General features: G+C 52.7%; 20 protein-coding genes and 3 pseudogenes. 16 read left to right on the forward strand and 7 right to left on the reverse strand.

Annotation, left to right across the window (positions count from 1 at the left end):
* Positions 1–318 (reverse strand): annotated as a pseudogene (locus JS46_RS23675) (IS1-like element IS1A family transposase); the annotation flags it as partial.
* A 132-nt stretch (positions 319–450) separates the two neighbouring features.
* Between JS46_RS23675 and JS46_RS23000 the strand changes: the two are divergent.
* Positions 451–771: a hypothetical protein gene (locus JS46_RS23000; RefSeq protein WP_081876086.1), complete on the forward strand. Its 321-nt coding sequence runs from the start codon at positions 451–453 to the stop codon at positions 769–771.
* A 131-nt stretch (positions 772–902) separates the two neighbouring features.
* Here JS46_RS23000 and JS46_RS21470 read toward each other — a convergent pair whose 3' ends face one another.
* Together JS46_RS21470 and JS46_RS23005 are read right to left on the reverse strand one after the other, a co-directional pair.
* Entirely contained in the window at positions 903–1,862 is a 960-nt protein-coding gene (locus JS46_RS21470) for a diguanylate cyclase (RefSeq protein WP_033755754.1), read from the reverse strand.
* A 287-nt stretch (positions 1,863–2,149) separates the two neighbouring features.
* A pseudogene (locus JS46_RS23005) lies at positions 2,150–3,043 on the reverse strand (LysR family transcriptional regulator).
* A 97-nt stretch (positions 3,044–3,140) separates the two neighbouring features.
* On the opposite strand from JS46_RS23005, the pseudogene JS46_RS23010 reads away from it, so the two are divergent.
* The 3 genes and pseudogenes from JS46_RS23010 (at position 3,141) to JS46_RS21490 (ending at position 6,849) form a co-directional block, all read left to right on the forward strand.
* Positions 3,141–4,199: pseudogene (locus JS46_RS23010) on the forward strand (SDR family oxidoreductase).
* A gap of 461 nt (positions 4,200–4,660) precedes the next feature.
* Positions 4,661–5,872 carry an AAA family ATPase gene (locus JS46_RS21485; protein WP_033755685.1) on the forward strand — a complete coding sequence of 404 codons (1,212 nt, stop codon included), beginning with the start codon at positions 4,661–4,663 and terminating at the stop codon, positions 5,870–5,872.
* The gene (locus tag JS46_RS21490; protein ID WP_033755686.1) at positions 5,869–6,849 is read left to right on the forward strand and encodes a ParB family protein; all 981 of its coding nucleotides are present in this window, start codon (positions 5,869–5,871) and stop codon (positions 6,847–6,849) included. Before JS46_RS21485 ends, JS46_RS21490 begins: the two co-directional genes overlap by 4 nt.
* A 129-nt stretch (positions 6,850–6,978) precedes the next feature.
* Here the strand turns inward: JS46_RS21490 and JS46_RS24285 are convergent, their stop codons facing one another.
* On the reverse strand, positions 6,979–7,248 hold the full coding sequence (locus tag JS46_RS24285) for a hypothetical protein (protein ID WP_127908357.1): 270 nt from the start codon (positions 7,246–7,248) through the stop codon (positions 6,979–6,981).
* 796 nt (positions 7,249–8,044) lie between these two features.
* Positions 8,045–9,025 (reverse strand): RepB family plasmid replication initiator protein, encoded by a 981-nt coding sequence (locus JS46_RS21495; protein WP_033755755.1) that lies wholly within the window; start codon positions 9,023–9,025, stop codon positions 8,045–8,047.
* 931 nt (positions 9,026–9,956) lie between these two features.
* On the opposite strand from JS46_RS21495, the gene JS46_RS21500 reads away from it, so the two are divergent.
* On the forward strand, positions 9,957–10,202 hold the full coding sequence (locus tag JS46_RS21500) for a hypothetical protein (RefSeq protein ID WP_033755687.1): 246 nt from the start codon (positions 9,957–9,959) through the stop codon (positions 10,200–10,202).
* Between the two features lie 1,639 nt (positions 10,203–11,841).
* Complete coding sequence (locus JS46_RS21505) at positions 11,842–13,266, forward strand: amino acid permease (RefSeq protein WP_033755689.1); 1,425 nt, start codon at positions 11,842–11,844, stop codon at positions 13,264–13,266.
* A gap of 1,274 nt (positions 13,267–14,540) precedes the next feature.
* Here JS46_RS21505 and yddG read toward each other — a convergent pair.
* Positions 14,541–15,452: an aromatic amino acid DMT transporter YddG gene (gene yddG / locus JS46_RS21515; RefSeq protein WP_033755691.1), complete on the reverse strand. Its 912-nt coding sequence runs from the start codon at positions 15,450–15,452 to the stop codon at positions 14,541–14,543.
* A 119-nt stretch (positions 15,453–15,571) separates the two neighbouring features.
* On the opposite strand from yddG, the gene JS46_RS21520 reads away from it, so the two are divergent.
* From JS46_RS21520 to JS46_RS21565, 10 genes are all read left to right on the forward strand, one after another.
* Entirely contained in the window at positions 15,572–15,868 is a 297-nt protein-coding gene (locus JS46_RS21520; RefSeq protein ID WP_033755693.1) for a hypothetical protein, read from the forward strand.
* 140 nt (positions 15,869–16,008) lie between these two features.
* On the forward strand, positions 16,009–16,542 hold the full coding sequence (locus tag JS46_RS21525; RefSeq protein ID WP_033755694.1) for an SRPBCC family protein: 534 nt from the start codon (positions 16,009–16,011) through the stop codon (positions 16,540–16,542).
* Positions 16,543–17,709: a zinc-dependent alcohol dehydrogenase gene (locus JS46_RS21530; protein WP_033755695.1), complete on the forward strand. Its 1,167-nt coding sequence runs from the start codon at positions 16,543–16,545 to the stop codon at positions 17,707–17,709.
* Positions 17,710–17,785: 76 nt separating this feature from the next.
* Entirely contained in the window at positions 17,786–18,061 is a 276-nt protein-coding gene (locus JS46_RS21535) for a putative quinol monooxygenase (RefSeq protein ID WP_033755756.1), read from the forward strand.
* A 233-nt stretch (positions 18,062–18,294) separates the two neighbouring features.
* Entirely contained in the window at positions 18,295–18,783 is a 489-nt protein-coding gene (locus tag JS46_RS21540; protein WP_033755697.1) for a (2Fe-2S)-binding protein, read from the forward strand.
* The gene (locus tag JS46_RS21545; RefSeq protein WP_033755699.1) at positions 18,780–19,772 is read left to right on the forward strand and encodes a xanthine dehydrogenase family protein subunit M; all 993 of its coding nucleotides are present in this window, start codon (positions 18,780–18,782) and stop codon (positions 19,770–19,772) included. Before JS46_RS21540 ends, JS46_RS21545 begins: the two co-directional genes overlap by 4 nt.
* Before the next feature lie 24 nt (positions 19,773–19,796).
* Positions 19,797–22,064, forward strand: a complete 2,268-nt coding sequence (locus JS46_RS21550) for a xanthine dehydrogenase family protein molybdopterin-binding subunit (RefSeq protein WP_033755700.1) — start codon at positions 19,797–19,799, stop codon at positions 22,062–22,064.
* A gap of 201 nt (positions 22,065–22,265) precedes the next feature.
* Positions 22,266–22,586: a hypothetical protein gene (locus JS46_RS21555; protein WP_127908358.1), complete on the forward strand. Its 321-nt coding sequence runs from the start codon at positions 22,266–22,268 to the stop codon at positions 22,584–22,586.
* Between the two features lie 191 nt (positions 22,587–22,777).
* A complete protein-coding gene (locus JS46_RS21560) occupies positions 22,778–23,260 on the forward strand; it encodes a MarR family winged helix-turn-helix transcriptional regulator (RefSeq protein ID WP_033755757.1) in 483 nt (160 codons plus the stop codon).
* A 52-nt stretch (positions 23,261–23,312) separates the two neighbouring features.
* Positions 23,313–23,543 (forward strand): hypothetical protein, encoded by a 231-nt coding sequence (locus tag JS46_RS21565; RefSeq protein WP_033755703.1) that lies wholly within the window; start codon positions 23,313–23,315, stop codon positions 23,541–23,543.
* A gap of 9 nt (positions 23,544–23,552) precedes the next feature.
* Here JS46_RS21565 and JS46_RS21570 read toward each other — a convergent pair whose 3' ends face one another.
* A complete protein-coding gene (locus JS46_RS21570; RefSeq protein WP_051905664.1) occupies positions 23,553–23,816 on the reverse strand; it encodes a hypothetical protein in 264 nt (87 codons plus the stop codon).
* Positions 23,817–23,896: the final 80 nt, after the last annotated feature.

Raw genomic sequence — 23,896 nt, forward strand, 5'->3', positions numbered from 1 at the left:
CCGCGCAGACGATGACGTCACTGCCCGGCTGTATGCGCGAGGTTACCGACTGCGGCCTGAGTTTTTTAAGTGACGTAAAATCGTGTTGAGGCCAACGCCCATAATGCGGGCAGTTGCCCGGCATCCAACGCCATTCATGGCCATATCAATGATTTTCTGGTGCGTACCGGGTTGAGAGGCGGTGTATGTGAACTGTAACTGCCATGTTTTACGGCAGTGAGAGCAGAGATAGCGCTGATGTCCGGCAGTACTTTTACCGTTACGCACCACCCCGTCAGTAGCTGAACAGGAGGGACAGGTGATAGAAACAGAAGCCACTGGAGCACCTCAAAAACACCATCATACACTAAATCAGTAAGTTGGCAGCATCACCTGCATTGACTAACCGGTACAGACTTGTAAGCATGTGAAAAGACAAACAGCATTAGCGCGCAAAGTAAACATGAAACAGTGCATATCTATTCGACAGGCAGCTGCAACGGGCAGAAGCGCGAAGGGCTGGCGCGTGTGCTGATCGAGCGGGACAGCGGGAAAACAGGACTGACATTCCATTATTACGACACTACCTCAAAACGCTGCCTCATGCAGGGGTTAATTGACGGCGTCCTTCAGCTTGATGCCTCTTACCATGTTGTGCTGGTAACCTCCTCCAGGCTGGCGCTGGAAAAAGCCGAAGAGGGCGAAGGGCCAAACCGCGATCTTATTTATGAACTGTACCGCGTTCTGATGGCGAAAGGCTGTACGGTTGGAGGCCGTTTCTCCCTGAGCTAAACAGGACTCGCCGTTGATCTTGTGAACAGTACGGTCCAGTATCATGTAAAATATTTTGCGGGTCATCCTGTTATTACTTATAAAAACGTTTGCAACTTCTTTGGCAGGAGAGTAGCTAAATTTTATCTCTACTAGACTAGTTTCTTCCGGCGCTTTTCGGAATACATGACGCTATCGCTCTCTTTAATCATTTCCATAAGCGAGCTGTATTTACTGGGACTACTGTTAATTACGCCATAAGAGTAGTTGATATTATAGGGCTTGCCTGATTGCTGATTCCAAGCATTCAGGTTTTCGCGCAGCCGGTTCTGAAAGATTAAAGGCTCTTTACCGCTGGCAAGCAGGACGGCAAACTCGTCACCGCCAAGCCGTCCGATAACATCTTTTGAGCCCATTAGCTGACGCAGGTGCGCCGAAAAGACTTTCAGCACTTCATCACCCTCGGCATGGCCCCACATATCATTGATAGGTTTGAATTTATCCAGATCGAAATAGAGAATGCTGAAAGCGTTGCCGTTATGCTGATACTCCCTGAAGCGCTTCTCGCCGCTGTGGTAAAATCCGCGCCGGTTAGGAATGTCGGTGAGGCTGTCGGTCATCGCCATGTTAATGACCTGAAATTCATCTTCTACAATGAACGCGAGATCTTTTAGCGAGGCAACATCTTCGTCAGTAAATTCGCGCGGTTCGCTGTTGACCAGACATAACGTCCCCACTACCGCGCCGTCAGGCAGGCGCACCGGGTAACCGGCATAGAAACGGATAAAGGGCTCGCCTGTTACCAGCGGGTTGTCGTGAAAGCGTTCATCCAGTCGGGCATCGCTGATAATCAGCGGGTCTTCCTGCAGGATCGCATGGGCGCAAAAAGAGATATCCCGTTTCATTTCGCGACCGCTAAGGCCTTGACAGGCAAGCGTCCACTGGCGATCGCGGTCAAGAAGATTAATCACCGCTATGGGCACCTGGAACAGTCTCTGGCCAATTCGCGTCAGTCTTTCAAAGCGCTCATCATCCCTGGTATCGAGCAGATCAATCATATAAAGCGACTTCAGTCGCTCTTCTTCATTTTCCGGAATACCAGGAAATTTCATTTTTACCTCAACATCATCAGTAATACGCGCATCGTTCTGTTCTTTAGCGCTATTGTGGCAAACAATGTACGCCTTCAAACGCAGGATCAAAGAAAAAAAGCGCCCTTTTTCCTTCCTGTTAGCGGGTACGTATTCTTTATAAATCCCAGAGACGTTACGCGGTAGTTTTTATACGACCGACGCCAGCCAGCTGCGCTTGCCGAAACACCATTCATTTTCATTCTATCGGAGCAGGTTTAAGCAAGCGTCTGAGTAAATGTCTTAATTCATATCCTCTCATTTTTCGTTTAAGAACAAAATGTCATCCTAGGCAGATCCCTCAGCAAAGATTCACCCAGCTGCACGATGTGCCTGATTCACCAGGGAATAAAAGGGCATCAGGAAAGACCGCATATAAAAAACGATCTGGCAGACGCTAGATCGGTAGTACTCTAACCAGTTCGCCGGACTGCAACGCCTTCGCAGCCAGCAGCAGCTGTATACCCACAACGCTGATACCGGTCTACAGTGCCTGAAGCAGCCCTTCGCTGTTGCTTGCGTGAAAAATGGTATTGACCATCAGCTCAACCGTTTCATTATCTGCTACCAAAGGAAGCGGCGATGCCTGCGAGATGTCCCTGAAGCGAATGTGAGGCAGCCTAGCCACTTCCGCCAGCGATTCAACCGGCGCTAAATCGGGCGCTGCAAATAATAGCGTTTCAATGCATGCCAGCATGCGCGCTGTAAGCGTATCCGGCTACTCGCTGCTGAGCCGCAGCGCTACATCTACGCCTTCACTTACCAGCTCTGACAGGCGTTCATCAAGTGCCAGCGTCAGGTTTAGATCCGGATTATCTTTTTGCAGCGTCAGCAGGTGCGGCAGAAAAAGCTGTCCCAGCCCGTTTGGCAGCTGTATATGTAATATACCCCGCAACTGCTGTTGTCTGAGTCGCAGCTGATTTTCGATTTCCTACATCGCTTCCAGGAGCGGCACTATTTGACGGCGGTAGTATTCGCCCTGCTCGGTATGCACCTTAACCCGCAGTGCGGTGCAGCAAAATCGTGACAAGTTCCTATTCGAGCGCGGCAATTTTCTGGCTGAAAGCAGATTGCGTTATGCCAGACTGACGCGCTGCTTCGGAGAACGATTCCGCTTGTGCTACCCCTAGAAAGGTTGCAATCGTACTGAGCTTATTCTTCATTTAAGCGTTTTTCTTATAAGTGTCATCTTGTTCAGAGGACATGTGCAGAAAATCACATATAGCACACTTTGTTTCTTTCTTACTCAGGAGAACAGAGATGACGCAGAAAGATACGCCTAAAGTCGCGCTGGTTGCAGGCGCCAGCGGCATTGTCGGCGCAGCCAGATGGTTAACGCCCTGCTGGTTAAAAAATGGCAGATTATCGGGCTATCACGCCGTGCTGAAGCGCATGCATATAACGTTATGACAGTAAATGTCGACCTGCTCAGCGCACTGTAAAGCGCCCAAGCGCTGCAACCGCTTTGTCGGTGACGCATATCTTCTATAACGCCTGGCTGAATGCAGCGAACTGGAGTGCGATGGTTGAACCGAACGTCACTATATTACGCAATCTGATGAGCAATGTGGAACTCGTCGCTTCACTGGAGAATGTCAGCCTGATGCAGGGCTATAAAGTTTACGGCGCTCACTTCGGCCCGTTTAAAACGCCGGCGCGCAAGAGCGATCCTGGCGTGCCGGGCGCAGAATTTAACGCCGCTCAGCTCAGCTGGTTGAGCGACTTCCAGCAGCATAAAAACTGGCGCAGGCAGGCGCTGCGCCCTGGCGTAGTAGGCAGCACGACACCAGGCAATGCGATGAACCTACGCTAAGCATCGCTCTTTATGCTTCGTTGTGTAAGACAGAAGGATTACCGCTTCGTTTTCCCGGTTCGCCTCAAAATTGACACAGCATTGTCGATCATACTGATGCGGGCCTGCTTGGGGGAGCGATGCTATGGGCGGCAACGGCGCCAGACGCCAGCAATCAGGCTTATAACGTTAATAATGGTGATATCTGGCGCTGGAGCGAACACTGGCCACGGATTGCGAACTGGTTTGAGCTGGAGTGCGCGTCGCCGGTCAAGCTTTCTTTTCAGCAGCTGTTCGCAGATTATCGCGTCACCTGGCGTGCTATAGCTGAACGATATAAGCTGCAGGAAGCAGATATTCTGCGACTTAGCGATGCACAGTTCGCAGAATTCGTTTTCGGCTGGGACGACGATATGTTCGGTGATGGCAGCAAACTGCGCCGGACTGGCTTTACGCAGTCATGCGCGAATGACGAGATGTTTTTTAGCTTATTCTCTCAGCTCAGAGCCGCCCGTATTATCTCCTGATGATTCGCTGCGGTTATCCTTGATATGCCAGCGCTGGTCTCTTCTCTTCGTCTTCAAACCTTTGTACTGCGCGGTTATCCATTTACACGCCGCATATATCGCAATGCATAATCCACTGTTCCGCACCTGTGCGCTTTACACTGGCGTTTTTTTATTTCGAGAGTCGCCGTGACCGCAGATCACTTAACGCCATGGGAATTTCAATGTGAAATAATTAATAAAAAAGAATATATTTCAGCAACTTATATTTGAAAAGAGCATGGGTAATCTGGCAACTTTTCAACCTTCCTCATTATCTTTCCGCACTGCTTTTCCGCCCAAAAAACAGCCAGATTGTCATTTGGCAAGGTGAATGAACAAAATATTATGCTCTGTACAATTTTTCACTGAAAACGCAAAAATCTTGCACATAGCAGGACACTCTGTACACTGTCCCGAAATATTGCCAACGGAGCGGAGTGATGAAGAGCAATTACGGTGGAGTAGACGAAACGGCGCGCAGGGCAAACGCTATGTTGCGTAGTATGAGTGACGATATTATCGATAAGCGTCACGAATTTGGCCTCGATCAGTATTACCAGACCTTCACCCGCAATTCGGTTGCTAACTTGCCCAAGCTCAGCCGCCGGGCCGTCGAGCAGGCAATTGACGAAATGGAATCCAAAGGTCACGTGTTTGGCAAAAAGGATGCCGGCAATACAAAGCACTACGCGCTCACGGTACAGGATGTCGTCGATATTTATGCGCATCGTAAAGTACCTAAGTATCGCGATATCCATAAAGGGGAAGGGCCGTTCGTCATCTTTGTGGTGAACCTCAAGGGTGGCGTCTCCAAAACAGTCAGCACCGTTACTCTGGCCCACGGCCTGCGCGTTCATCCGGACCTGCTGCAGTACGATCTGCGCAATCTGGTTATCGATCTCGATCCCCAAGCATCCAGCACGATGTTTCTGAACCATGCAAACAGCATCGGCTCAATTATGGAAACCGCCGCGCAGGCGATGCTTAACGATCTGGACGCCGAACAGCTTCACAAAGAGATTATTCAGCCAACGATTATTCCTGGCGTGGACATCATTCCGGCCTCGATTGATGATGGCTTCGTCGCCAGTCAATGGAACGATCTGGTTCGCGAACACCTGCCGGGCGTACTGCCTTCCGAAGTGTTACGTCGTAACATCATCGATCGCGTCGGCGATGACTATGACTTTATCTTTATCGATACCGGTCCGCATCTCGATGCCTTTATGCTCAACGCCATCGCCGCCAGCGATCTGCTGCTTACGCCGACGCCGCCTGCGCAGGTGGATTTTCATTCCACGCTCAAATATCTGACCCGTCTTCCGGAAATGCTGGAGCAGCTGGAAGATGAGGGCATTAATCCCCGCATTAAAGGCAATATCGGGTTTATGTCGAAAATGACCTCCAAGCGCGACCACGAGATGACGCATGGCTTAGCGCGTGACGTGTTCACCTCTTACATTCTTGACGCTGCTTTGCCGCGGCTGGATGGCTTCGAGCGCTGCGGAGAGACGTTTGACACTATCGTCAGCGCCGATCCCCAGTCTTACCCCGGCAGCACAGAGGCGCTTAAAAATGCTAAACGCGAGGCAGAACGTTTTACCCAGGCCGTGTTTAAACGGATTGAATTTGTCAGGAGTTCGCAGTCATGAAAGAAATGAAAAAAATGGGCCGCACGCTGGGTAATTCTAGCTTTTCGCGCATGCTGAGCGAAACGGAAAGCACGCGCGTTTTTATCCTAAAGTCTGGCGCCGAAGCACGTTTCGCCCTGACGAAAATCTTGCACGATGATATCGAAGCGCAGACCTATGTCGATGCCGCTGTAAACGGCCGCGACCAGGCTTTTCTTACGCCGGAGTCGGTCAGCGATATTTCCCGAACCATCAAGCTCCAGCAGTTCTTTCCCGCCATCGGCCGCGAAGTGGACGGCCGTATCGAAGTGCTTGACGGCTCGCGCCGTCGCGCCGCCTGCCTCTATAACGGCACACCTTTCGAAGTGCTTGTCACTAAAGATGACCTTTCGCTGTCTGACGCGCGCCAGCTTGCTATCGATATCCAGACCGCGAAAGAGCATACGCTGCGTGAGCTGGGCAAGCGACTTATGGTGATGTATCCCGAGAGCATGAATCAGTCAGAGATCGCCAGAGCAGAAGGGCTGTCGGCTGCAAAAATCAGCCGGGCTTTTCAGGCCGCTTCGGTGCCTGACGAACTGATTGGCCTGTTTCCCTCGGTGAGCGATCTCTCTATTAATGATTATCAGACGCTGCTTGATATTGCTGAGAAAGTGGAAGCAAGAAAGGGCAGTCTGGATGAGCTGGTAGAGACGGTGCGCGAGCGCATAGAAGGGGACACCACGCTGGATCCGCATGACCCTACATCGAAATCCAGAATCATTGGTTTCATTCGTTCGGTAAACAGCAGTGCGAAAAGTGCAAAAGCTGACAAGAAAGTCGTGACGGAAAAGATGGCGGTGTTCGCTGACAAAAAACAGTTCGCCCGTAAGAAGACGGATGCGGAAAAACGTCTGGTCACTTATGAGTTTTCACGTATTCCCGCGCACTATCAGGCTGAGCTTGATGCCGCGGTAAAAACGATTCTGGAAAAAATGCAGGCTGAAAGTAAAGCCTGATAACAAGAAGGCCCTGAGCGGTACTCTGTCAGGGCCTCACCTTTAGCACTACTAGCAGCGTATCGCTACTGAGTACCCGCGAAAAAAATACTCTAAGCAGCTGTTTTATAAAAAAACAGGCTAAATATTTCAAACTGAAATTCCCGCCGCTTTCAGTTTTGAAAGCCCTTTTATCACGCTTAAGGGATAACCACAGTATCCATACCAGTATGTGACGTTATGTCTTTTCGGATCTGATAATGCTTTGTTTATTAGTAAAGCCAGTTCGGCCCATGTAAATAACCTTGCCTTATTAAGTCTTAATGACAGCAGATTAAGTTTTGCCCCTGAAATAGGCTTATCAGTAAAATGGTTATTGCATCTTGCTGCTTCTGCTGGCTCTGCCGGTTCTGGTGCCATGTTGTTGAGCCGGGCATACAGGCGCGCAATACGACGTCACCTCATATCAGCTGTAATCAGTAAATTACCTTTTGCGCTGCTGCCACCTTATCTGTTGAACAGTTGTTTTATTGCACGCCTGAAAACCGGCATTTTCAAGACAGCATGCAGTAAGCATCTGCAAAACCTCAATATCTTACACATAATCCCGGGTTTGAAATATTCCTCTTTAAACATTAGGGCAGGGCAGAGATATAAGCTGTAATGAGTAAATTACTCGCTATAGTTTATATTACTTACTACAGCTTATGACATAAGCTGTAGTAAGTATTTGGCTCTTTTTGGAGTTTGTATAAGCTGTAGTGAGTAACCTGAATAAGTTAGTCTGTGCGACGTTACTGGTCGCTGTTGTAGACAGGGTTCAGATCCTGAATGCCTGGTATGTCGGAAGAGAGGGCAGGCTGCATTGGACGAGCAATGGCCCGGTTTCCCTGACAAGGAAAGCTGGCTGGCTGGGTGCTGTGTGATAAAGCATACAAAAAAAGTATATAAGCTGTAGTGAGTAAGTTACTCACTACAGCTTATATTTGTGATGTGCGTTCCAGACGACGTTTCGGATGGCGCCAGAACATATTGATGATTTAAAAGGTAATTTTACGTTTCTCGTATATAACAAGAGACTGCAGCTTTAGGCTCTTGTCAGTAGTGCGGTATCCATAGCGAGATTTACTCACCAGAGGCTATATAAGCTGTAGTGAGTAAACTGACGGGGAATGCATGCTTTTGAACGCCTATCCGCGCAATACTGGAAAGGCAATCACTTGTTTTTGAAAAGCTTTTCCAGGTCTTCCATCGTAATCCCCAGCTTTTCGAGCACCTCGAGCTTTTTCGTCAGTTCGGGATCGGGGCTGGCTGGTGCAGGCACTGCGGTCGGAATGGTTTCTTCGCTCTCGTTCCTGGGCGCTTTGAGCTTAGGGCGTCGATAGTGCACGTTAAAGAAGACCGCACGGCCTCTCTGCACTTCCGTATAGTCTAGGTAGCCAATCTCCTTCAGTTGCTCCATAGCGCGCCGTACGGTCTGGTTTTGAGAGAATACGGGGGATTTAAGGTTAAGCCTGGCGCGCAGGCGCGCAAGTGAGATAGGCGCCGGATTTTTTGGCAGGCTTTCGATAAAGGTATAGATAGCCTGCGCCGACTCGCGCCGCTTGAGGACGTTAATAGCTTTAAGCTGCAAAAGTACTTTACGATCAAACTGATAAAGCTCAAACAACCGGGGATCTGCCTGCAGGATAACGATATCTTTTGCAGTATCGTAGTACGCTGACTGCACAAGGTGCGTAACGTACTCTTTAGAGTGCTCTTTGGTGTTTGCTGTGAATGAGATGACCGTTCCCGCAATTCGCTTCAGAGAAGGGCTTATACGCTCTCTGAGCTTCTTAGAGGAGCGATTAGACGGTATGCCACAGAGCTTGGCGAACTCGACAAAGGGAAGCTGTACCTTATCGCCAATCACCTTATGCTTGGCGAATGAGTGGATAATCCCCACCCAGGTTTTGAAATCATTATCCATGTCCAGCCGCGGGCCGACGATCTCGACTTTATCGAAGCCTTCTGCCTTGGCCAGCGAAAGCCGGGAGAGTTCTTCAGTCGCGTCCGTAACGGACATTGTATTTTTTTTGCTATTTTTTAACGACTTAAGGGTCGGAACAAAAACACCGAGCCGCATAAGCGCAACCGGCTGCACCGTATTATTGGCGTTGGGCGTTAGGGTGACGAGCTCGCCAGTGGATTTGTCCATCTCCTGGAAAAGAGTATCAAGATCTATGCTTTCGTTATCCAAAACAGGCTCCGGATCCTAATCGTTAACGCTATAAACCGTTAATTTAGCTAGTAAAGAGAGTAAAGCACCCAGCAAGCGAGCAGTGGCGCAGGGCACTTTCAGATCCGCTGAGCTGTGGATCGAATATGTATGATCCAGACAGAACAAACAGGACAGCGAATAGCAACATGAAATTAAAGATAAAAATTATCCACAGTTAAGCAGAGAAAACCGTGATTTAACTCACTATAGCTTATCTTGTTTACCAGTTACAGCTTATAATCTACGCTTCATAGCTTATGATTTACTGACTGCAGCTTATATTTTACTTGCTACAGCTTATGGGATCACCCTTTTAGGCCAGAGCTGGCAAGGGCTACAGCGATCGGGGATCTCTTTAGGATCTTATTAGGATCATATAAGGATCGAATTGTTAGGATCTACCCAGTGGATAAATCATTCCATAGGAGACTTCATAGCCTGAAAAGTTTTAGGAGGGCATGCGAAAGACCCTGCGGAGACTTTTCATGATTGAACTGGTTTTTCCAAAACGTAGCAGCAACAGATTTAACAGAGAGCAAGCAAACAAAGCAATTAGCAGGATCGAGGACTTGTCATCATCAAATTACCTTCTGCTGAATTTTTTCAGGATACTTCGCCAGTCACGTTAACCATAGCAGTCAATTATCCTGTTGCTAAACAATCAGCCAACACAGGTATGTCTTCATTTATTGATGTAAACCCTTCTGAGAAAATCATTGTTAAAAAGCATCATAATAGACTCTGCTAATGAAATTAAGCACAATTAATCAGCTTAAAGGTTCATTCCAACTTACTGATCAGTAAGGAGTAAAATATTACTGTACCTGTCTTTTCTATTTTTATTGCCAAATCGAGCAAAGAAAGTCAGGTGGAATCGCTGTTACGTAGCGTTATTGAAACCACTTTAAAGAGGATGGTTGTGTCAGTTATCAACTCAACCGTGACACAGAAAACTTACGCCGTTTTGTCTGGACAGAAGAGTGACAGTCATAAGCGCAAATTGAACAGCATATTCGCGCAGCCCGTATCATCAATGCTGTTTGAAGAGTTGAAATTCTTAATTGACCTTTCTGAAGTGATTCTGCTGGATAAGCTGGCAGGCGGACAAGCCTGATCACTGATAAATGAGAGAACGCTACTCTACTTCGTAAGCACTGTAATCACTGAAGATAGTGTCACCCTAAGTCAGCCTTTATAATGCCGTAAAGGTCTCAAAGAGGTACTTCCGCCACAACATTAAAAATGACTGCCGCAGGTTACTATCAGTCTGAAATGAACATGATATAGCATTATGGTGAAAGCCTGCCGCCAGGAAGGGCAGAAAGCCCAAGACTGGATAAAAACTTTGATCTTATCTTAGTATCCCGAGACTTTCGCAGATAACAATATAAGCTATCGTGCGTAAAAAGCAGGTTTCTTTTTTGTTTTCCTTTAGACGCTAACCTTCCTTTGGTTCATCATTCTATCTATACGCTGTTTAGTTTCCTTTCAATTAAAAAAGATGCTCATTATCTCCGAAAATACTCGAAATAACATACCGTTACGCTTCCAGCATCGCGCTGCTCATCGAGCCCACTTTTGACGCAGCATATTGTCAGCTTCAAAGCTGGGCTATCCATTGGCGCTCTCAATTACTCATCGAAAGTAAAGCGTTTTCATGTGTAGTCCTTTAATTTCATCCTCATATGTGGCAAAGCTCGAATTTTTTTGCATTTACCAGTACGTCTCGCTGTTGATCCTTTATATGTCAGCAAACCATGTAATGTTACGGTACTGCAATAAGCAGACGCTTAGCGCCTCCGGGTGGTTGCAGCATGCATTGTTTAGCGTCGAACGGTGAATCTCGACCCCGCGACATGCGCCCGGCTTGAGCAAACAGGCAGACTATTTCGCTATCGGAAATAAAAAAGCTGCGGCCTGTCGCAGTGAACCACCGCAATAGACTGTTTTTCTTGTATCACATCTGTGATTGTGCTTACCCAATTCATGCATTAGGTATTCATTATCTTGATATTGATATAAATTTTCGGCTAAAGAAATATGGTCAGATAATCCATGAAGACAATAATCTAGGCCTTATTTTCCTGACGGCAGTAAAACTGTGGTTAATTCGTTGACGCTGTTTCGACGGTGACCGCGTAAGCCAATTCCACAGGCCGATTTAAGGTGACTACATATGAATAATTACGCATCTTTTACAACCCGCATGTACTGCATAAGTATGCATTATGTATGCGGTAGTGTTGCATAGAATGCGTTTTTATCAATTTTTTCAGAACTTTGAAAGAGGTCAAAAAGTGAATAGAATGAGTCTTGCTTGTGTTGACTTTGTTACAGACGGCGGCCAGTATGAATCCCAATGAAACAGATGGAATGCCTTAATTAATCAGAAACTACCCGATTAAACATTGTTATCTCTATTTAACGCGAATAATACCACGCGATAAATATATTTATTACGCGATTTGACTGTGCCGCTATATTACTGGCGCGAGTTCCTCTGCGGATCATCACGCTATTCCGCCTATTCCGAAAGGAGAAATAAACATGTCGTCGTATAAATACAGGATGCCCGGCTTTTAACGCGCAGTTTACCTCTACCAGTCGCAGGACGAGCTCGTGCAGATCCTGTGGCTGAGAAGCATCTGTGACTTCCCGCGCTGAAAAAAGAACGATGACCATCAGGGTCGCGCTGACTTTCTGCTCGGGCCTGCTGGGGCCGGGCTGCTCTCCGCAACTCAGAAGGAATTGCCATGACTGAAAAAGAACCGCACGGGCCGTCGGCCAGCTCCACCTCTTCGCCGCAGCTCGAGCGTGGGCTGAGCGAGCGCCATATCCAGATGATCGCGCTGGGCGGCGCCATCGGCACTGGGCTGTTTATGGGTGCCGGCAAGAATATCGCCGTGGCGGGCACCTCGATTCTTATCATCTACGCTCTGGTGGGCTTCTTTATGTATATGGTGATGCGCGCAATGGGCGAGGTGCTGTTATCGAAGCTCGACTATCGCTCCTTCGCCGACTTCGTCGCCGATTATCTGGGCCCCAAAGCCAGCTTTTATCTGGGATGGTCCTACTGGCTGAGCTGGGTGGTGACCTGTATCGCCGACGTGGTGGTCTGCGGCGGCTATATGCAGTACTGGTTTCCTGAAATGTCCGCCTGGATACCGGCACTCATCACGCTGGGCATTCTCTGTTTGTTTAACCTGTTGTCAGTCAAGATGTTCGGCGAGGCGGAGTTCTGGTTTGCCTTAATCAAAGTCATCACCATTGTCGCCCTGATCTTTACCGGCCTGTGGATGGTTGCCACCGGCTGGACCTCGCCCGACGGCGTGCGGGCTTCATTGCAGCATCTGTCTGATCCGGCTGTGTTTTTGCCGCATGGCGTGACGGGCTTTCTCGCGGGTTTTCAGATCGCCATCTTTTCCTATACCGGCGTTGAGCTGCTCGGCACCATGACCGCCGAAACGCGCGAGCCGGAGAAAATTCTGCCGAAAGCGATCAATGCCATTCCGCTGCGCATCATCATTTTCTATATGCTCTCGATGGTGGTGATTATCGCCGTCACCTCTTGGGCGGCGATCTCTCCCGACGTCAGCCCGTTCGTTACCCTGTTTGCCAAAGCGGGGCTGCCTGCCGCCGCCGCGATTATCAACTTTGTAGCGCTCACCTCTGCTATGTCCTCCGCCAACAGCGGCGTGTATTCCAGCACCCGCATGCTCTACGGCCTGTCGGTAGAAAAGCATGCGCACTGGCAGTTTCGCATTCTGTCGAAGAGCACGCGCATTCCCGTGCGCAGCCTGTTTTTCTCCTGCTTCTGCATGCTGAGCGGCACGCTGCTGCTGTTTCTGGTGCCGAACGTGATGACGCTGTTTACCATCGTTTCCACGCTTGCGGCGATACTGGTGATCTACAGCTGGGGCATGATCCTGGTGGCCTATCTGGCCTACCGTAAGCAGCGTCCGGAACTGCATGCGCAGTCGCAGTTTAAAATGCCTGCGGGCATCGTGATGAGCTGGATTAGCTTGCTGTTTTTCGCCTTCTCGGTGGTGATTATGGTCTTCGATCCGGATACGCTGGCCGCGCTTTGCGCCATGCCGTTCTGGTTTTTACTGCTGTGGGTCGTCTGGCGAGTGAAGGCGCGCAAAGCGCACACGCTTAAGGCCGTTCGCAGCGCCTGACGCTGCCTTCGACTTGCCGGCTGCGATCTGCCAAGAAGCCAGGTGGAAAAAGATTGAGAACGATAGCTAATCGTTAGGGCGGGAAGAGAAAAAAAGAAAGCGCTCCTCTGGAGGAGCGCTGCTAATAATTAGCAATGAAACGCCCAGTTTGTGAGCATAAAGAGGAAGCCTGTATGAGGTTATCAAAATATCCCGGCATTGAATCGAATATCAACAAGCGATAACGTTTTTGTTATGCGGTGCATTTATTTATTCGCATAGCCCATAAATGAAAAAAACGCCCGGTAAAGGGCGCAAGCAAGGGGAGTTACATTAATCAAACGTTTCATGAGTTATGGCGCGTAGTCACAATAGCGACCACTTTATTTCGTTGATAATAAAACCTGCTTCAACATCTTTCTCGTAAGCCACTTGCGCTATTGCATTTATCCAGGTCTGCTTTAATCAGCGGCGGCCGCGCCGGTGGGACATCACACTATTTGATTACGATCGCATTCCAGAAAGGGGAGAAAGAAGAAGGGGCAGGCAAGATTAAATGTTGAAGAGGGATTTATGGTTCCAGTCTGATAATGAGGTCTGATTAAAGCATGATATGTCAAATGAGGTGTTAATGAAATCTATCATTTTTATTAACGTCTTTTGATGAAGCTGGAAAGGATGCTAATGCGATTCCCTGACAAACTGGCAGGCTTAATTCTGTTTTTATTTCTTTACTGCTCGGCCGGGTTTCTGGTGTGGCTCTTCCTTATTAAATGTCACACGTTGTTTCGTTTTCTTTTTCATTAATCTGTTGCTGTGCCAGAAATGTTAACGATAATCGTGATCGCAGGTTTTAAAAATTATCCTGTAAACGAACTGCGCAATATGTGTTAACCAGTCTGTATAGCTGTCAGGACTTTTGTGATAAAGGCACTCGGCCGTTTGCAAAATGGCTTTCGCCTGAATTTTGTAAGTAACAAACATTATGAAAAGGATGCCAGCCAGACCCCAAGCGAACTTAATAGAGCTGACTTTTCTGGATGAATCATATATTTGCATTAAATTTCAATAGTTACTGAAAGGAACAATAACAACAATAATGCCATTTTATCGAAAAATCACCTAGTGCTATGTCGCCAGCGTTTTACGCAACCATTACATTATGAGAAGAGACATAAAATAATAGATCGCTGGCTTTTGTAATTTAACTAGTTACACATTTTTGCTGAGATGTACTTACCTTTTTCTACCCAGACCGCGCGGCTGGCGTGCGGTCTGGGGATGTATCTTCGCCTTTATGGGAGCTCGCGCGCAACTTTGTTGCCTGATGGCGTGCGGGTGGACCACCAGCAAAGCAGCGACCCTAGGCTAACCATTGCGGCCCCTTGCCAGAATGATAACGTCAGGTGCGAATGCAGCAGAAATGCCGCCAGTACCGAGGAGAGGATCGGAATAAAGTAGGAGACCGCAGCCAGCAGGTTAACGTTGCCGTGCAGAATGCCAGTATTCCATGCGGCATAGCCAAATCCCATCGCCATTGCGGCCAGCGCCAGGCTGAGCAGCGCCTGCGGCGAAACAGCTAATGCTGGCTGCGGCGACAGCAGAAATTTCACCCACAGGGTCAGTGCAGTCAGGATAAAAAATAGCGTAATGCCGTTGCTGCCGTTCGCAATCTTTTTTGTCACCACGCAGTAAACCGCCCAGATCGCTGCGCCACAAAATGCCAGCCCATAGCTGAGCGGGTTGTCCATAATGTTATTGCCGATCTCGCTCATTGAGAAAGCGTGCTCGCCGCCCAGCACGCGGCAGATCCCCGCGACGGCCAGCAGCAGGCCGGGAATAATCAGCGGGCTGGTTTTTTGCCGGTTAACGAGCGCCGCCAGCACAATCGTCATGCCTGGCCAGAGATAATTCACCATACCGACCTCAATCGCCTGACGGCCGCTGTTGGTAAAGCCGAGCGACAGTGACAGGCAAATTTCGTAACTGACAAATAACAGGCTGCCGACGAGCAGATAGCGCCGCGGAAAGGTGCGCACGCTGGGAAAGCCGACGGTAAAGAGCAGTAGCGCGGCGCTAAAGCTGTAGATCAGCGCCGCGCCGCCGATCGGCCCAAAGCTCTCGCTGACGCTTTTAATCAGGCCGACAATTGTGCTCCACAGCACAATGGCCAGCAGGCCAGTTAGCGTTGCTCTCTTTTGGGACATAACGCTTTACCTCATTTCAGACGTGATCGGCTTAGCAGGTCAGAATACGCAACTGAGTCAGGTCTGCCACCTCTTTATCTATGAACTACCCTTACTGCTTACCCACGGAGGAGAGCAAGATGACTGATGCAACCCTGATCGAAACGCTGCAGTTCGGCCCTGATGATGCCCCAGAGCAGAAATATGAAATTTACGGCGACGACGAAAAAACGCCGACCTATGCGCTGATTTACCGCCAGCACGACGGCGACTGGGAAAAACTGGACGAGAAGCTCACCTTCGCAGCCAGAGATGAGCAAAAAGAGGTGGCCGTCGCCATGGACTACGGCTCTGGCGACAGCCTGCCGGAGCTGCGAGATTTACCCGCGGAAGCCCGCGAACACTGCGAGCGTCACTGGCAAAACAGCCAGCAATAACATGGGCCGGGGAAAGTTCCCGGTTTTTTTTCACCCCCTCGTGCGCCCCTCTCTATCTGCGGTTACGCTCGCAATATCCGATCCTCTGAACTTAACTCAAATTATGTTCATCGCCTGATTGCGCCTTACGGGAGGATCCTTTGGCCAAAAAATTACAACCTGAAGCCGCGGCCGATGTGCTCGTATTGCGGCGCTGGATAACCGTTGGACGTCCCGCTGAAGAGCTGTTTGCGCTCTGGCTGGCACCCGATACCTTACCGCGCATCATGAGCCATTTCGCCACCGTGACGCCCCTTAACAAAAGCGACGCGCAGTGGCAGGTCGACGGGCCGCTCGGCAAACATTACTCATGGGAGAGCCGCATCGTCGAGGCGCAGCCGGGCAACATCATCGCCTGGCAGTCGCTGGAGGGCGCGGACATCCCCAACGAGGGCGAGCTGCTGCTGCGCCCGGCGCCCGGCGAGTGGGGAACCGAACTGGCGCTGACGCTGCGCTTTACGCCGCCGGGCGGTGCGCTGGGCAAAAAGGTCACGACCTTTTTCGATCTCCTGCCTAAAGAGATTGTCAGCAAAGCACTGCACCGCTTTAAAAGTCTGGCCGAAACCGGCGAAATCCCAACCCTTGACGGCCAGCCCGCTGGCCGCCATGCCGACCGTCAGGATAAGGAGAAATAGATGCGCGCACTTTGCTGGAACGGCGTAAACGATCTCAGCGTTGAAACGGTGGCCGATCCCGGCCTGCTCAATCCCCATGATGCGATTATCCGCGTTCGTTTAACGACCACCTGCGGCTCCGATCTCCACGTCATCGACGGCCTGATCCCCAGCATGCGCGAGGGCGATATTCTCGGGCATGAATTTATGGGCGAGGTGGTCGAAGTCGGCAGCGCGGTGAAAAATATTCGCCGTGGCGATCGCGTCGTGGTGCCCTCGTTTATCTCCTGCGGCTCCTGCTGGTACTGCCAGCATCAGCTGCCCTCCTGCTGCGACAACACTAATCCGCAGTGGGAGAAGGGTGAAACGGTGCTGGGCCACCCGACCGGCGGCATTTACGCCTATAGCCACGCCTTTGGCGGCTACGCTGGCTCGCACGCCGAATATGTCCGCGTGCCCTTCGCTGACAACGACTGCTTTGTCGTGCCGGAAGGAGTAAGCGACGAGCAGGCGCTGTTTCTCTCCGACGCGGCGCCGACAGGCTACATGGGCGCGGATTTTTGCAATATTCATCCCGGCGACACCGTTGTGGTGTGGGGCTGCGGCGGCGTAGGCCTGATGGCGCAGCAAAGCGCGTGGCTAATGGGCGCGCATCAGGTTATCGGCATCGACCGCTACCCGGAGCGGCTGGCGATGGCGCGTGACTATGCCGGCAGCATAGCGCTCGATTATACCCAGGTCGATATCAACGAGGCGCTGCTGGAGCTGACCGGCGGTCGCGGCCCGGACAGCTGTATCGACGCTGTCGGCATGGAGGCGCGCGGCGAAGGGCTCAGCCAGGTTTATGATAAAACCAAACAGCTGCTGCATCTGGAAACCGACGTCGGCGCCGCGCTGCGTCAGGCGCTTTACGCTTGCCGCAAAGGCGGCAATATCGCGATTCTGGGGGTATACGGCGTGATGGACAAATTCCCGCTGGGGCTGATGATCAACAAAAGCCTGACGATCCGCACCGCGCAGCAGCACGGCCAGCGCTATATGCATCGGCTGCTGGATCACGTGGCGAAGAACGAGCTTAATCCCGCCTTTATGGCGACGCATCGCTTCTCGCTGGAAGAGGCGCCGCGCGGCTATGAGATGTTCAAGCATAAAGAAGATGGCTGCGTGCGCGCGGTATTCGCCCCCTGAACAGAGCGCCGGGATGGCGCAGCGTCACGTTTTCGTAGTAAAAAAGTCGCAACGTGACGCAACTGAAGGGAACACGATGATTAAGCTTACCGGCCGATTGATTTGTAAAAACACGGAAGAGACGGCGCTGGTGCGCCGTTATCTTCCCGAGCACATCCGGCTGACAAAAGAAGAATCAGGATGCCTTAGCTTCGAAGTGAAGGAGACAGCGGATCCGCTTATCTGGTCGGTAGAAGAGCGGTTCACCAGCCAGCAAACCTTCGATATGCATCAGGCCAGAACCCAAGCCTCGGCGTGGGGGCGGGAAACTGTGGCGATTGCCCGTGAGTACGCCATCGTGGAGATCGCCTGACGTCTCGGAACGTACCGCCAGCAGGGAACCCGCCGCCGCGGCCGGTTCCTTTTTTATGACCAGCCTTAATCCCCTTGAATCGCTATCTGGACAATCAGGCAACAGATTTCCAGAAACAGGCAACCCCGCTTTCGCTTAGCCGTCTAGACTTAACGGATTGCACACCACAATAGACTTCCTCATAACGTGCATAACACGCCATTTTAAACCCCGTTAAATACTGGAAACGAGCTATGTCTGAAAATCTACAACTGCAGCTGGCGATCAACGGGCAACCGCATACGATGCGGGTGGATCCCCGCGTCACCCTGCTTGACGCGCTGCGCGAGCACCTGACGCTTACCGGTACCAAAAAAGGATGCGATCAGGGACAGTGCGGCGCTTGTACGGTGCTCATCAATGGAAAACGCGTGCTGAGCTGCCTGACGCTGGCGGCCCAGGCTAACGGCCAGTCGGTCACCACCATCGAAGGCCTGGCGCAGGCCGACGGCACCCTGCATCCGGTGCAGGCGCGCTTTCTGGAACACGACGCCTTTCAGTGCGGCTACTGCACCCCAGGGCAGATTATGTCGGCCGTGGCCTGTATCGACGAGGGGCATGCCGGCTCGGCGGACGAAATCCGTGAATATATGAGCGGCAATCTTTGCCGCTGCGGCGCCTATCCCAATATCGTCGAGGCGATCCAGCAGGCGGCCGCCGACCTTAGCAAGGAGGCGACATGAACCCATTCGACTACGTCGGCGTCAGCGATGCCGATGACGCGCTGCGGCAGAAGCAGCGCGCGGACAGCCGCTTTCTGGCAGGCGGCACCACCCAGATCGATCTGATGAAATGCGACGTCGAACAGCCCGCCGCGCTCATTGACATCAACCAGCTTGCGGAGATGCGCGAAATTGCCTTTACGGCGGATACGCTGCGCATCGGCGCGCTGGCGCGTATGAGCGAGGTTGAGAATCATCCTGAATGCCAGCAGAACGCGCCCGCGATTTATGACAGCCTGTGGCAGGCGGCGTCGCCGCAGCTGCGCAACATGGCGTCGATAGGCGGCAATCTGCTGCAGCGCACCCGCTGCGTCTATTTCCGCGATCCCCATACCTTTTCAGCCTGCAATAAACGCCAGCCGGGATCCGGCTGCGCCGCGCGCGGCGGCGTCAACGGCAACCACGCCATTCTGGGCACCAGCGAAAGCTGCATCGCGGTTTATCCCGGCGACCTGGCGGTGGCGCTGACCGCCTTCGAGGCGGTCGTCATCGTACGCAACGCCGCCCAGCGCGAACGCCGCATTCCCATCGATGAATTCTACCTGCTGCCGGGCGATACGCCGCATCTGGAGCACGATCTGGGGCCGGACGAGATGATCGTAGCGGTGGAACTGCCGTTAACGCCGGCGCTGCGCCAGTCCCACTATCTGAAAGTGCGCGATCGCAGCTCCTATGAGTTCGCCGCCGCCAGCGCGGCGGTCGGCATCGAGCTTGATGGCGACCGCATCCGCGATCTGCGCATTGCCGTCGGCGGCGTGGCGACGAAACCCTGGCGCGCGCGGCACGTCGAAGGGGCGCTGCGCGGTCAGCCGTTCAACGAGCAAACCCTGCGCCGCGCCGCCGAGCTGGTCGTGCAGGACGCCGAGCTGCTGCCGCAAAACCAGCACAAGAAACTGCTGGCGCCGCGCGCCATCGCACGCGCGTTGATGAAAGCGGGCGGCATGGCTTAACAGGCCGAACAGAGAGGATTAACAATGGATACGGCAGAAAAGAGTTATCAGGCGCTGGGTGAAAAGCGCGAGCGCGGCGACGGCGTCGTTAAGGTGACTGGCGAAGCGCGCTATGCGGTTGAGCATCAGCCGGAAAACGCGGCGTACGGCGTGGTGATCCAGTCCACCGTTGCCAGCGGACGCATTACCCGCATGGATACCGAAAAGGCGCGTCAGGCGCCGGGCGTGCTGGCGGTTTACACCCACCTCAACAGCCTGAAAATCAATAAGCCGACCGCCATCGCCGACGGCGGCGCGGCGCAGTCCACCTATACGCCGATTCAGAACAATAAGATTATCCATAACGGCCAGAATATCGGCCTGGTGGTGGCGGAGACCTTCGAGCAGGCCACCTGGGCAGCCACTCTGGTGGAAGTGGAGTATGAGACGGAGCCGGCGCTGGTTTACCCGGACGATCCGCGCGCCGCGCGTAAAGAGAGCAGCGGCACCAACATCGATCTCGGCGATGCCCATCAGGCGATGGCGCAGGCGGAAGTAAAAATCAAAGGGCGTTACGCGACGCCGCGCGAATACAACATGCCGATGGAGCCGCACGCCTGCGTCGCCTCCTGGCAGAATGAGCGTATGACGGTCTGGGAACCGAGTCAGTGGGTGATGGGCGCGCAGACCGAAATCGCCGAATGGCTGGGCATCGAGGTTGACCAGGTGCGCATCATCTCCCCCTACGTAGGCGGCGGTTTCGGCTCTAAGCCTGTGCCCTATACTCATGTGGCGCTTGCCTGCGTCGCTTCGCGCGCGCTGGGACGGCCGGTTAAAGTCTCTTTAACCCGGCCGCAAACCTTTACCGGGCTCGGCGGTCGTCCGGCGACGATCCAGAACCTTGAGATGGGCGCCTCGCGCGACGGCAAAATTCTGGCGATTATCCATGACGGCCTGAGCGACACCTCGCTGATCGACACCTTCGCCGAGGGCACCAATAAAGTGACAGGCCGTCTCTACGCCGTGCCGAACGTCTATTCGCGTCACTACGTGGCGGCGATCAACACCGTCACGCCAGGCTGGATGCGCGCGCCGGGCGAGAACCCGAGCGCCTTCGGACTGGAAGTGGCGATGGACGAGATGGCCTATGCGCTGGGAATCGATCCGCTGGAATTTCGCCTGCGCAACTGGGCCGATCATGACTATCAGCTGAATGCGCCCTGGAGCACGCGCCGGTTGAAAGAGGCCTACGCCGCCGCCGCTGAAGCCTTTGGCTGGGACCAGCGCAGCATGGCGCCGCGCTCGATGCGCGAAGGGCGCGAGCTGATTGGCTGGGGCATGGCGACCGCCACCTATCCGGTCAGCCGCTCGCCCGCCGAAGCGAAGCTGATTTTCCACAGCGACGGCAGCCTGGTGGTGCAGAGCGCCGGGGCGGATATCGGCACCGGCACCTATACCATTCTGGCGCAGACCGCCGCCGAGGTGCTGCACATTCCTTCGCGTCAGATTCGCGTCGAGCTGGGCGATACTGATTTGCCGCGCGCCGGCGTAGCAGGCGGCTCGCAGCTGGCGGGCAATCTTACCGCGGCGGTGCACAAGACGGCGGAAGCGATGCGCGAGAAACTCTTTACCCTGGCGACCGAATCGCCTGGCTCGCCGCTGTTTCAGGCGGATCGCGAGCAGCTGGTGCTGCGTGACGGCGCAGTATGCGTGAAAAACCAGCCCGATCGCGCCATTCGCTACGACAAACTGGTGGAGCTGAACGACTCGCTGACGCTTTCCGTGGTCTCCGGCACTTTCTCTGAAGAGGAGAGCGAAGAGGATCGCGATCGGGCGGTGCACTCGATGTCGAAGATGACGCGTCCTGAAGCCTTTTCGGCGCACAGCTGGGGCGCGCAGTTCGTTGAGGTGCGCGTCGACGAGGATTTCGGCACCGTGCGGGTTAAACGGCTGGTTTCCGCTTTCGACAGCGGACGGCTTTATAACCCTCAGCTGGCGCGCAGCCAGTGGATTGGCGGCATGGTGATGGGGCTGGGCCAGGCGCTGCTGGAAGGCGGCGTTATCGATCCGCGCAACGCCCGCGTCATCAATAACAACCTGGCGGACTACCTGATCGCCGTGAATGCTGACGTGCCGGAGATCGTCACCATCGACGTCGGCGAGCCGGATCATCACGCCACCCTGATGGGCGGCAAAGCGGTCGGCGAGTTAGGCATTGTGGGCATGGCGGCGGCCATCAGCAACGCCGTCTATCACGCGACCGGCAAGCGCATTCGCGATCTGCCGCTCTCTCTGGATAAACTGATCGACTAAAGCGCGGCGGCGATGCCGGACAGGCATCGCCGTCTCTTTTACGACAGATCCCTTCATTCTTAAATCACCGGCAGTTTTTCATCTTCGTGAATATACTGTTACTCACAGTGCCAGTGATAACAAGAGTCACTCTCTGCCACTCAATGCCATAACGGATCGCATGATCTCTTTCACGGACGAACTTTTCTGAGGAGCCTGTTGATGACATCGTCCGCTGCAAAAGTCAGTGCTGGTCTTGGTCTGGCGTTTCTTATGCTGTTTAATTCCGCTTTCGCCGCGCCCCTGACGTCAGGCGGTTCTCTGACGTTTAGCGGCGCGATCGCCCAGGATCCCTGCCAGTTAACCCCAGGCGCCAGCCGCATCACCTTCGCCTGCCAGGACAACAACGGCGTTCATACGCAGCAAATCGGCCTTCAGCAGGTGGCGCAGGGCGATGTGGTTTTGCCTGGCGTGGACCATGTCAGCCTGACTTACCTTGACCCGCAAAAGTCGAAGGCGGTGGTTCGGGTCGACTATAACTAATTCGCTTTGTTGCAGGACCTGCGAGGCTCTGCAACAGCTCACGCTGGCCGCGTAAAAAGGGAATTTCGATTAATCAGAGATTTCTCTCCGGCCAGTAGGTTGACATCAATTTAATTTGATTCAATATTATCACGACCTCACAGGATGACGCTGTGCCGCTCTCTTTCGATCAGATAATAAGCAGCAACACCATGAATGTAGAATTACCAGAAACCTGCGGCGGCGCTTCGCAAGGCAGCGCGCCTGTTACCGTCGATCAGTTTCTCTGCTTTGCGCTCTACTCCGCGTCGCTGGCGATGACCAAGCTCTATCAGTCGCGTCTGAAGCCGCTAGGGCTGACCTATCCGCAATATCTGGTTCTGCTGGCGCTGTGGGAAACCGACAATGTCACCGTCTCTGAGCTGGGGACGCGCGTCCATCTTGATTCGGGCACGCTGAGCCAGCTGCTCAAAAGGCTGGAGCAGGCGGGCCTGATCAGTAGACGGCGCGACGTAGGACATGACGAGCGTCGCGTGCTGATTACGCTGACGCCAGCGGGAACCGCGCTGAAATCTGAGGCCGCTGGCGTGCCGGCGGATATGATCTCAGTTATGGATACGCCGCTTGAGGAGCTATCCGATCTGACCAGCCGGGTCGCCGCTCTGCGGCAGAAACTGATAAAGGCGATTCCCTGATCGTCCGGATGTAGACATTTCCCAGGCGCAGCTGTCAGGGATTAAAACGATAATGACCAGCATGGACAAAGGCCTTGTGAGCACTGAAAAAGCAGAAGATCCAGACGAAATTCATGCGGCGATCGGAGAGATAGCGTCGCTGCTGTTGAAAGCGGGAAAGCCGCTTGAGCTGGCGGGGCTGAGCACGATGCTCACACAACAAGCTGAACAGACGGCGGATGCGTCGCTGCAAAAAAATTATCGTGATGCGGCACGCTTTGTCGCTGAAAAAATCGGGTCATAACGGCAGCTGTCAGTGAAGAGTGGGCTCGCTCTCCGGCCAGTCGTCGTTGCCAAAGAAGGCGCTGTTCTGGTCCGACTGGCCTGCTGCGCTGATCAACTCGGCAATCGCGCGCTGAAAGGCTCGCTGCCGGATGGGATTGCGCTCAGACGCTGCCATCGTCTGAAGTTGCGCCACGACGTGCTCGGCAAAAACGGGCGAATCCTGCGCCAGTAGCGCCATCACGGCTTCGCCTGTCAAAATATCTACCAGCTTTTCATCGTCATTTTTGCTCATATTGCCATCATATTATTTAGTTTGATCTGGACGCAGGCGAAAACGCTACCCTGAACGGTTGCGTCTCGGGCAGACGTTGC

Source organism: Pantoea sp. NGS-ED-1003 (genome assembly GCF_000738765.1).
Taxonomy (GTDB): Bacteria; Pseudomonadota; Gammaproteobacteria; order Enterobacterales; family Enterobacteriaceae; genus Pantoea; species Pantoea septica.

Bases quoted from the DNA above. Each gene is read 5' to 3' on its own strand.
- JS46_RS21550 (WP_033755700.1), top strand. From the start codon at position 19,797: ATGGATACGGCAGAAAAGAGTTATCAGGCGCTGGGTGAAAAGCGCGAG.
- JS46_RS21570 (WP_051905664.1), bottom strand. From the start codon at position 23,816: ATGAGCAAAAATGACGATGAAAAGCTGGTAGATATTTTGACAGGCGAA.
- JS46_RS21495 (WP_033755755.1), bottom strand. From the start codon at position 9,025: ATGGACAAATCCACTGGCGAGCTCGTCACCCTAACGCCCAACGCCAAT.
- JS46_RS21470 (WP_033755754.1), bottom strand. From the start codon at position 1,862: ATGAAATTTCCTGGTATTCCGGAAAATGAAGAAGAGCGACTGAAGTCG.
- JS46_RS21560 (WP_033755757.1), top strand. From the start codon at position 22,778: ATGAATGTAGAATTACCAGAAACCTGCGGCGGCGCTTCGCAAGGCAGC.
- JS46_RS24285 (WP_127908357.1), bottom strand. From the start codon at position 7,248: ATGGCACCAGAACCGGCAGAGCCAGCAGAAGCAGCAAGATGCAATAAC.
- JS46_RS21505 (WP_033755689.1), top strand. From the start codon at position 11,842: ATGACTGAAAAAGAACCGCACGGGCCGTCGGCCAGCTCCACCTCTTCG.
- JS46_RS21485 (WP_033755685.1), top strand. From the start codon at position 4,661: ATGAAGAGCAATTACGGTGGAGTAGACGAAACGGCGCGCAGGGCAAAC.
- JS46_RS21530 (WP_033755695.1), top strand. From the start codon at position 16,543: ATGCGCGCACTTTGCTGGAACGGCGTAAACGATCTCAGCGTTGAAACG.
- JS46_RS21540 (WP_033755697.1), top strand. From the start codon at position 18,295: ATGTCTGAAAATCTACAACTGCAGCTGGCGATCAACGGGCAACCGCAT.
- JS46_RS21545 (WP_033755699.1), top strand. From the start codon at position 18,780: ATGAACCCATTCGACTACGTCGGCGTCAGCGATGCCGATGACGCGCTG.
- JS46_RS21555 (WP_127908358.1), top strand. From the start codon at position 22,266: ATGACATCGTCCGCTGCAAAAGTCAGTGCTGGTCTTGGTCTGGCGTTT.
- yddG (WP_033755691.1), bottom strand. From the start codon at position 15,452: ATGTCCCAAAAGAGAGCAACGCTAACTGGCCTGCTGGCCATTGTGCTG.
- JS46_RS21535 (WP_033755756.1), top strand. From the start codon at position 17,786: ATGATTAAGCTTACCGGCCGATTGATTTGTAAAAACACGGAAGAGACG.
- JS46_RS21490 (WP_033755686.1), top strand. From the start codon at position 5,869: ATGAAAGAAATGAAAAAAATGGGCCGCACGCTGGGTAATTCTAGCTTT.
- JS46_RS21565 (WP_033755703.1), top strand. From the start codon at position 23,313: ATGACCAGCATGGACAAAGGCCTTGTGAGCACTGAAAAAGCAGAAGAT.
- JS46_RS21520 (WP_033755693.1), top strand. From the start codon at position 15,572: ATGACTGATGCAACCCTGATCGAAACGCTGCAGTTCGGCCCTGATGAT.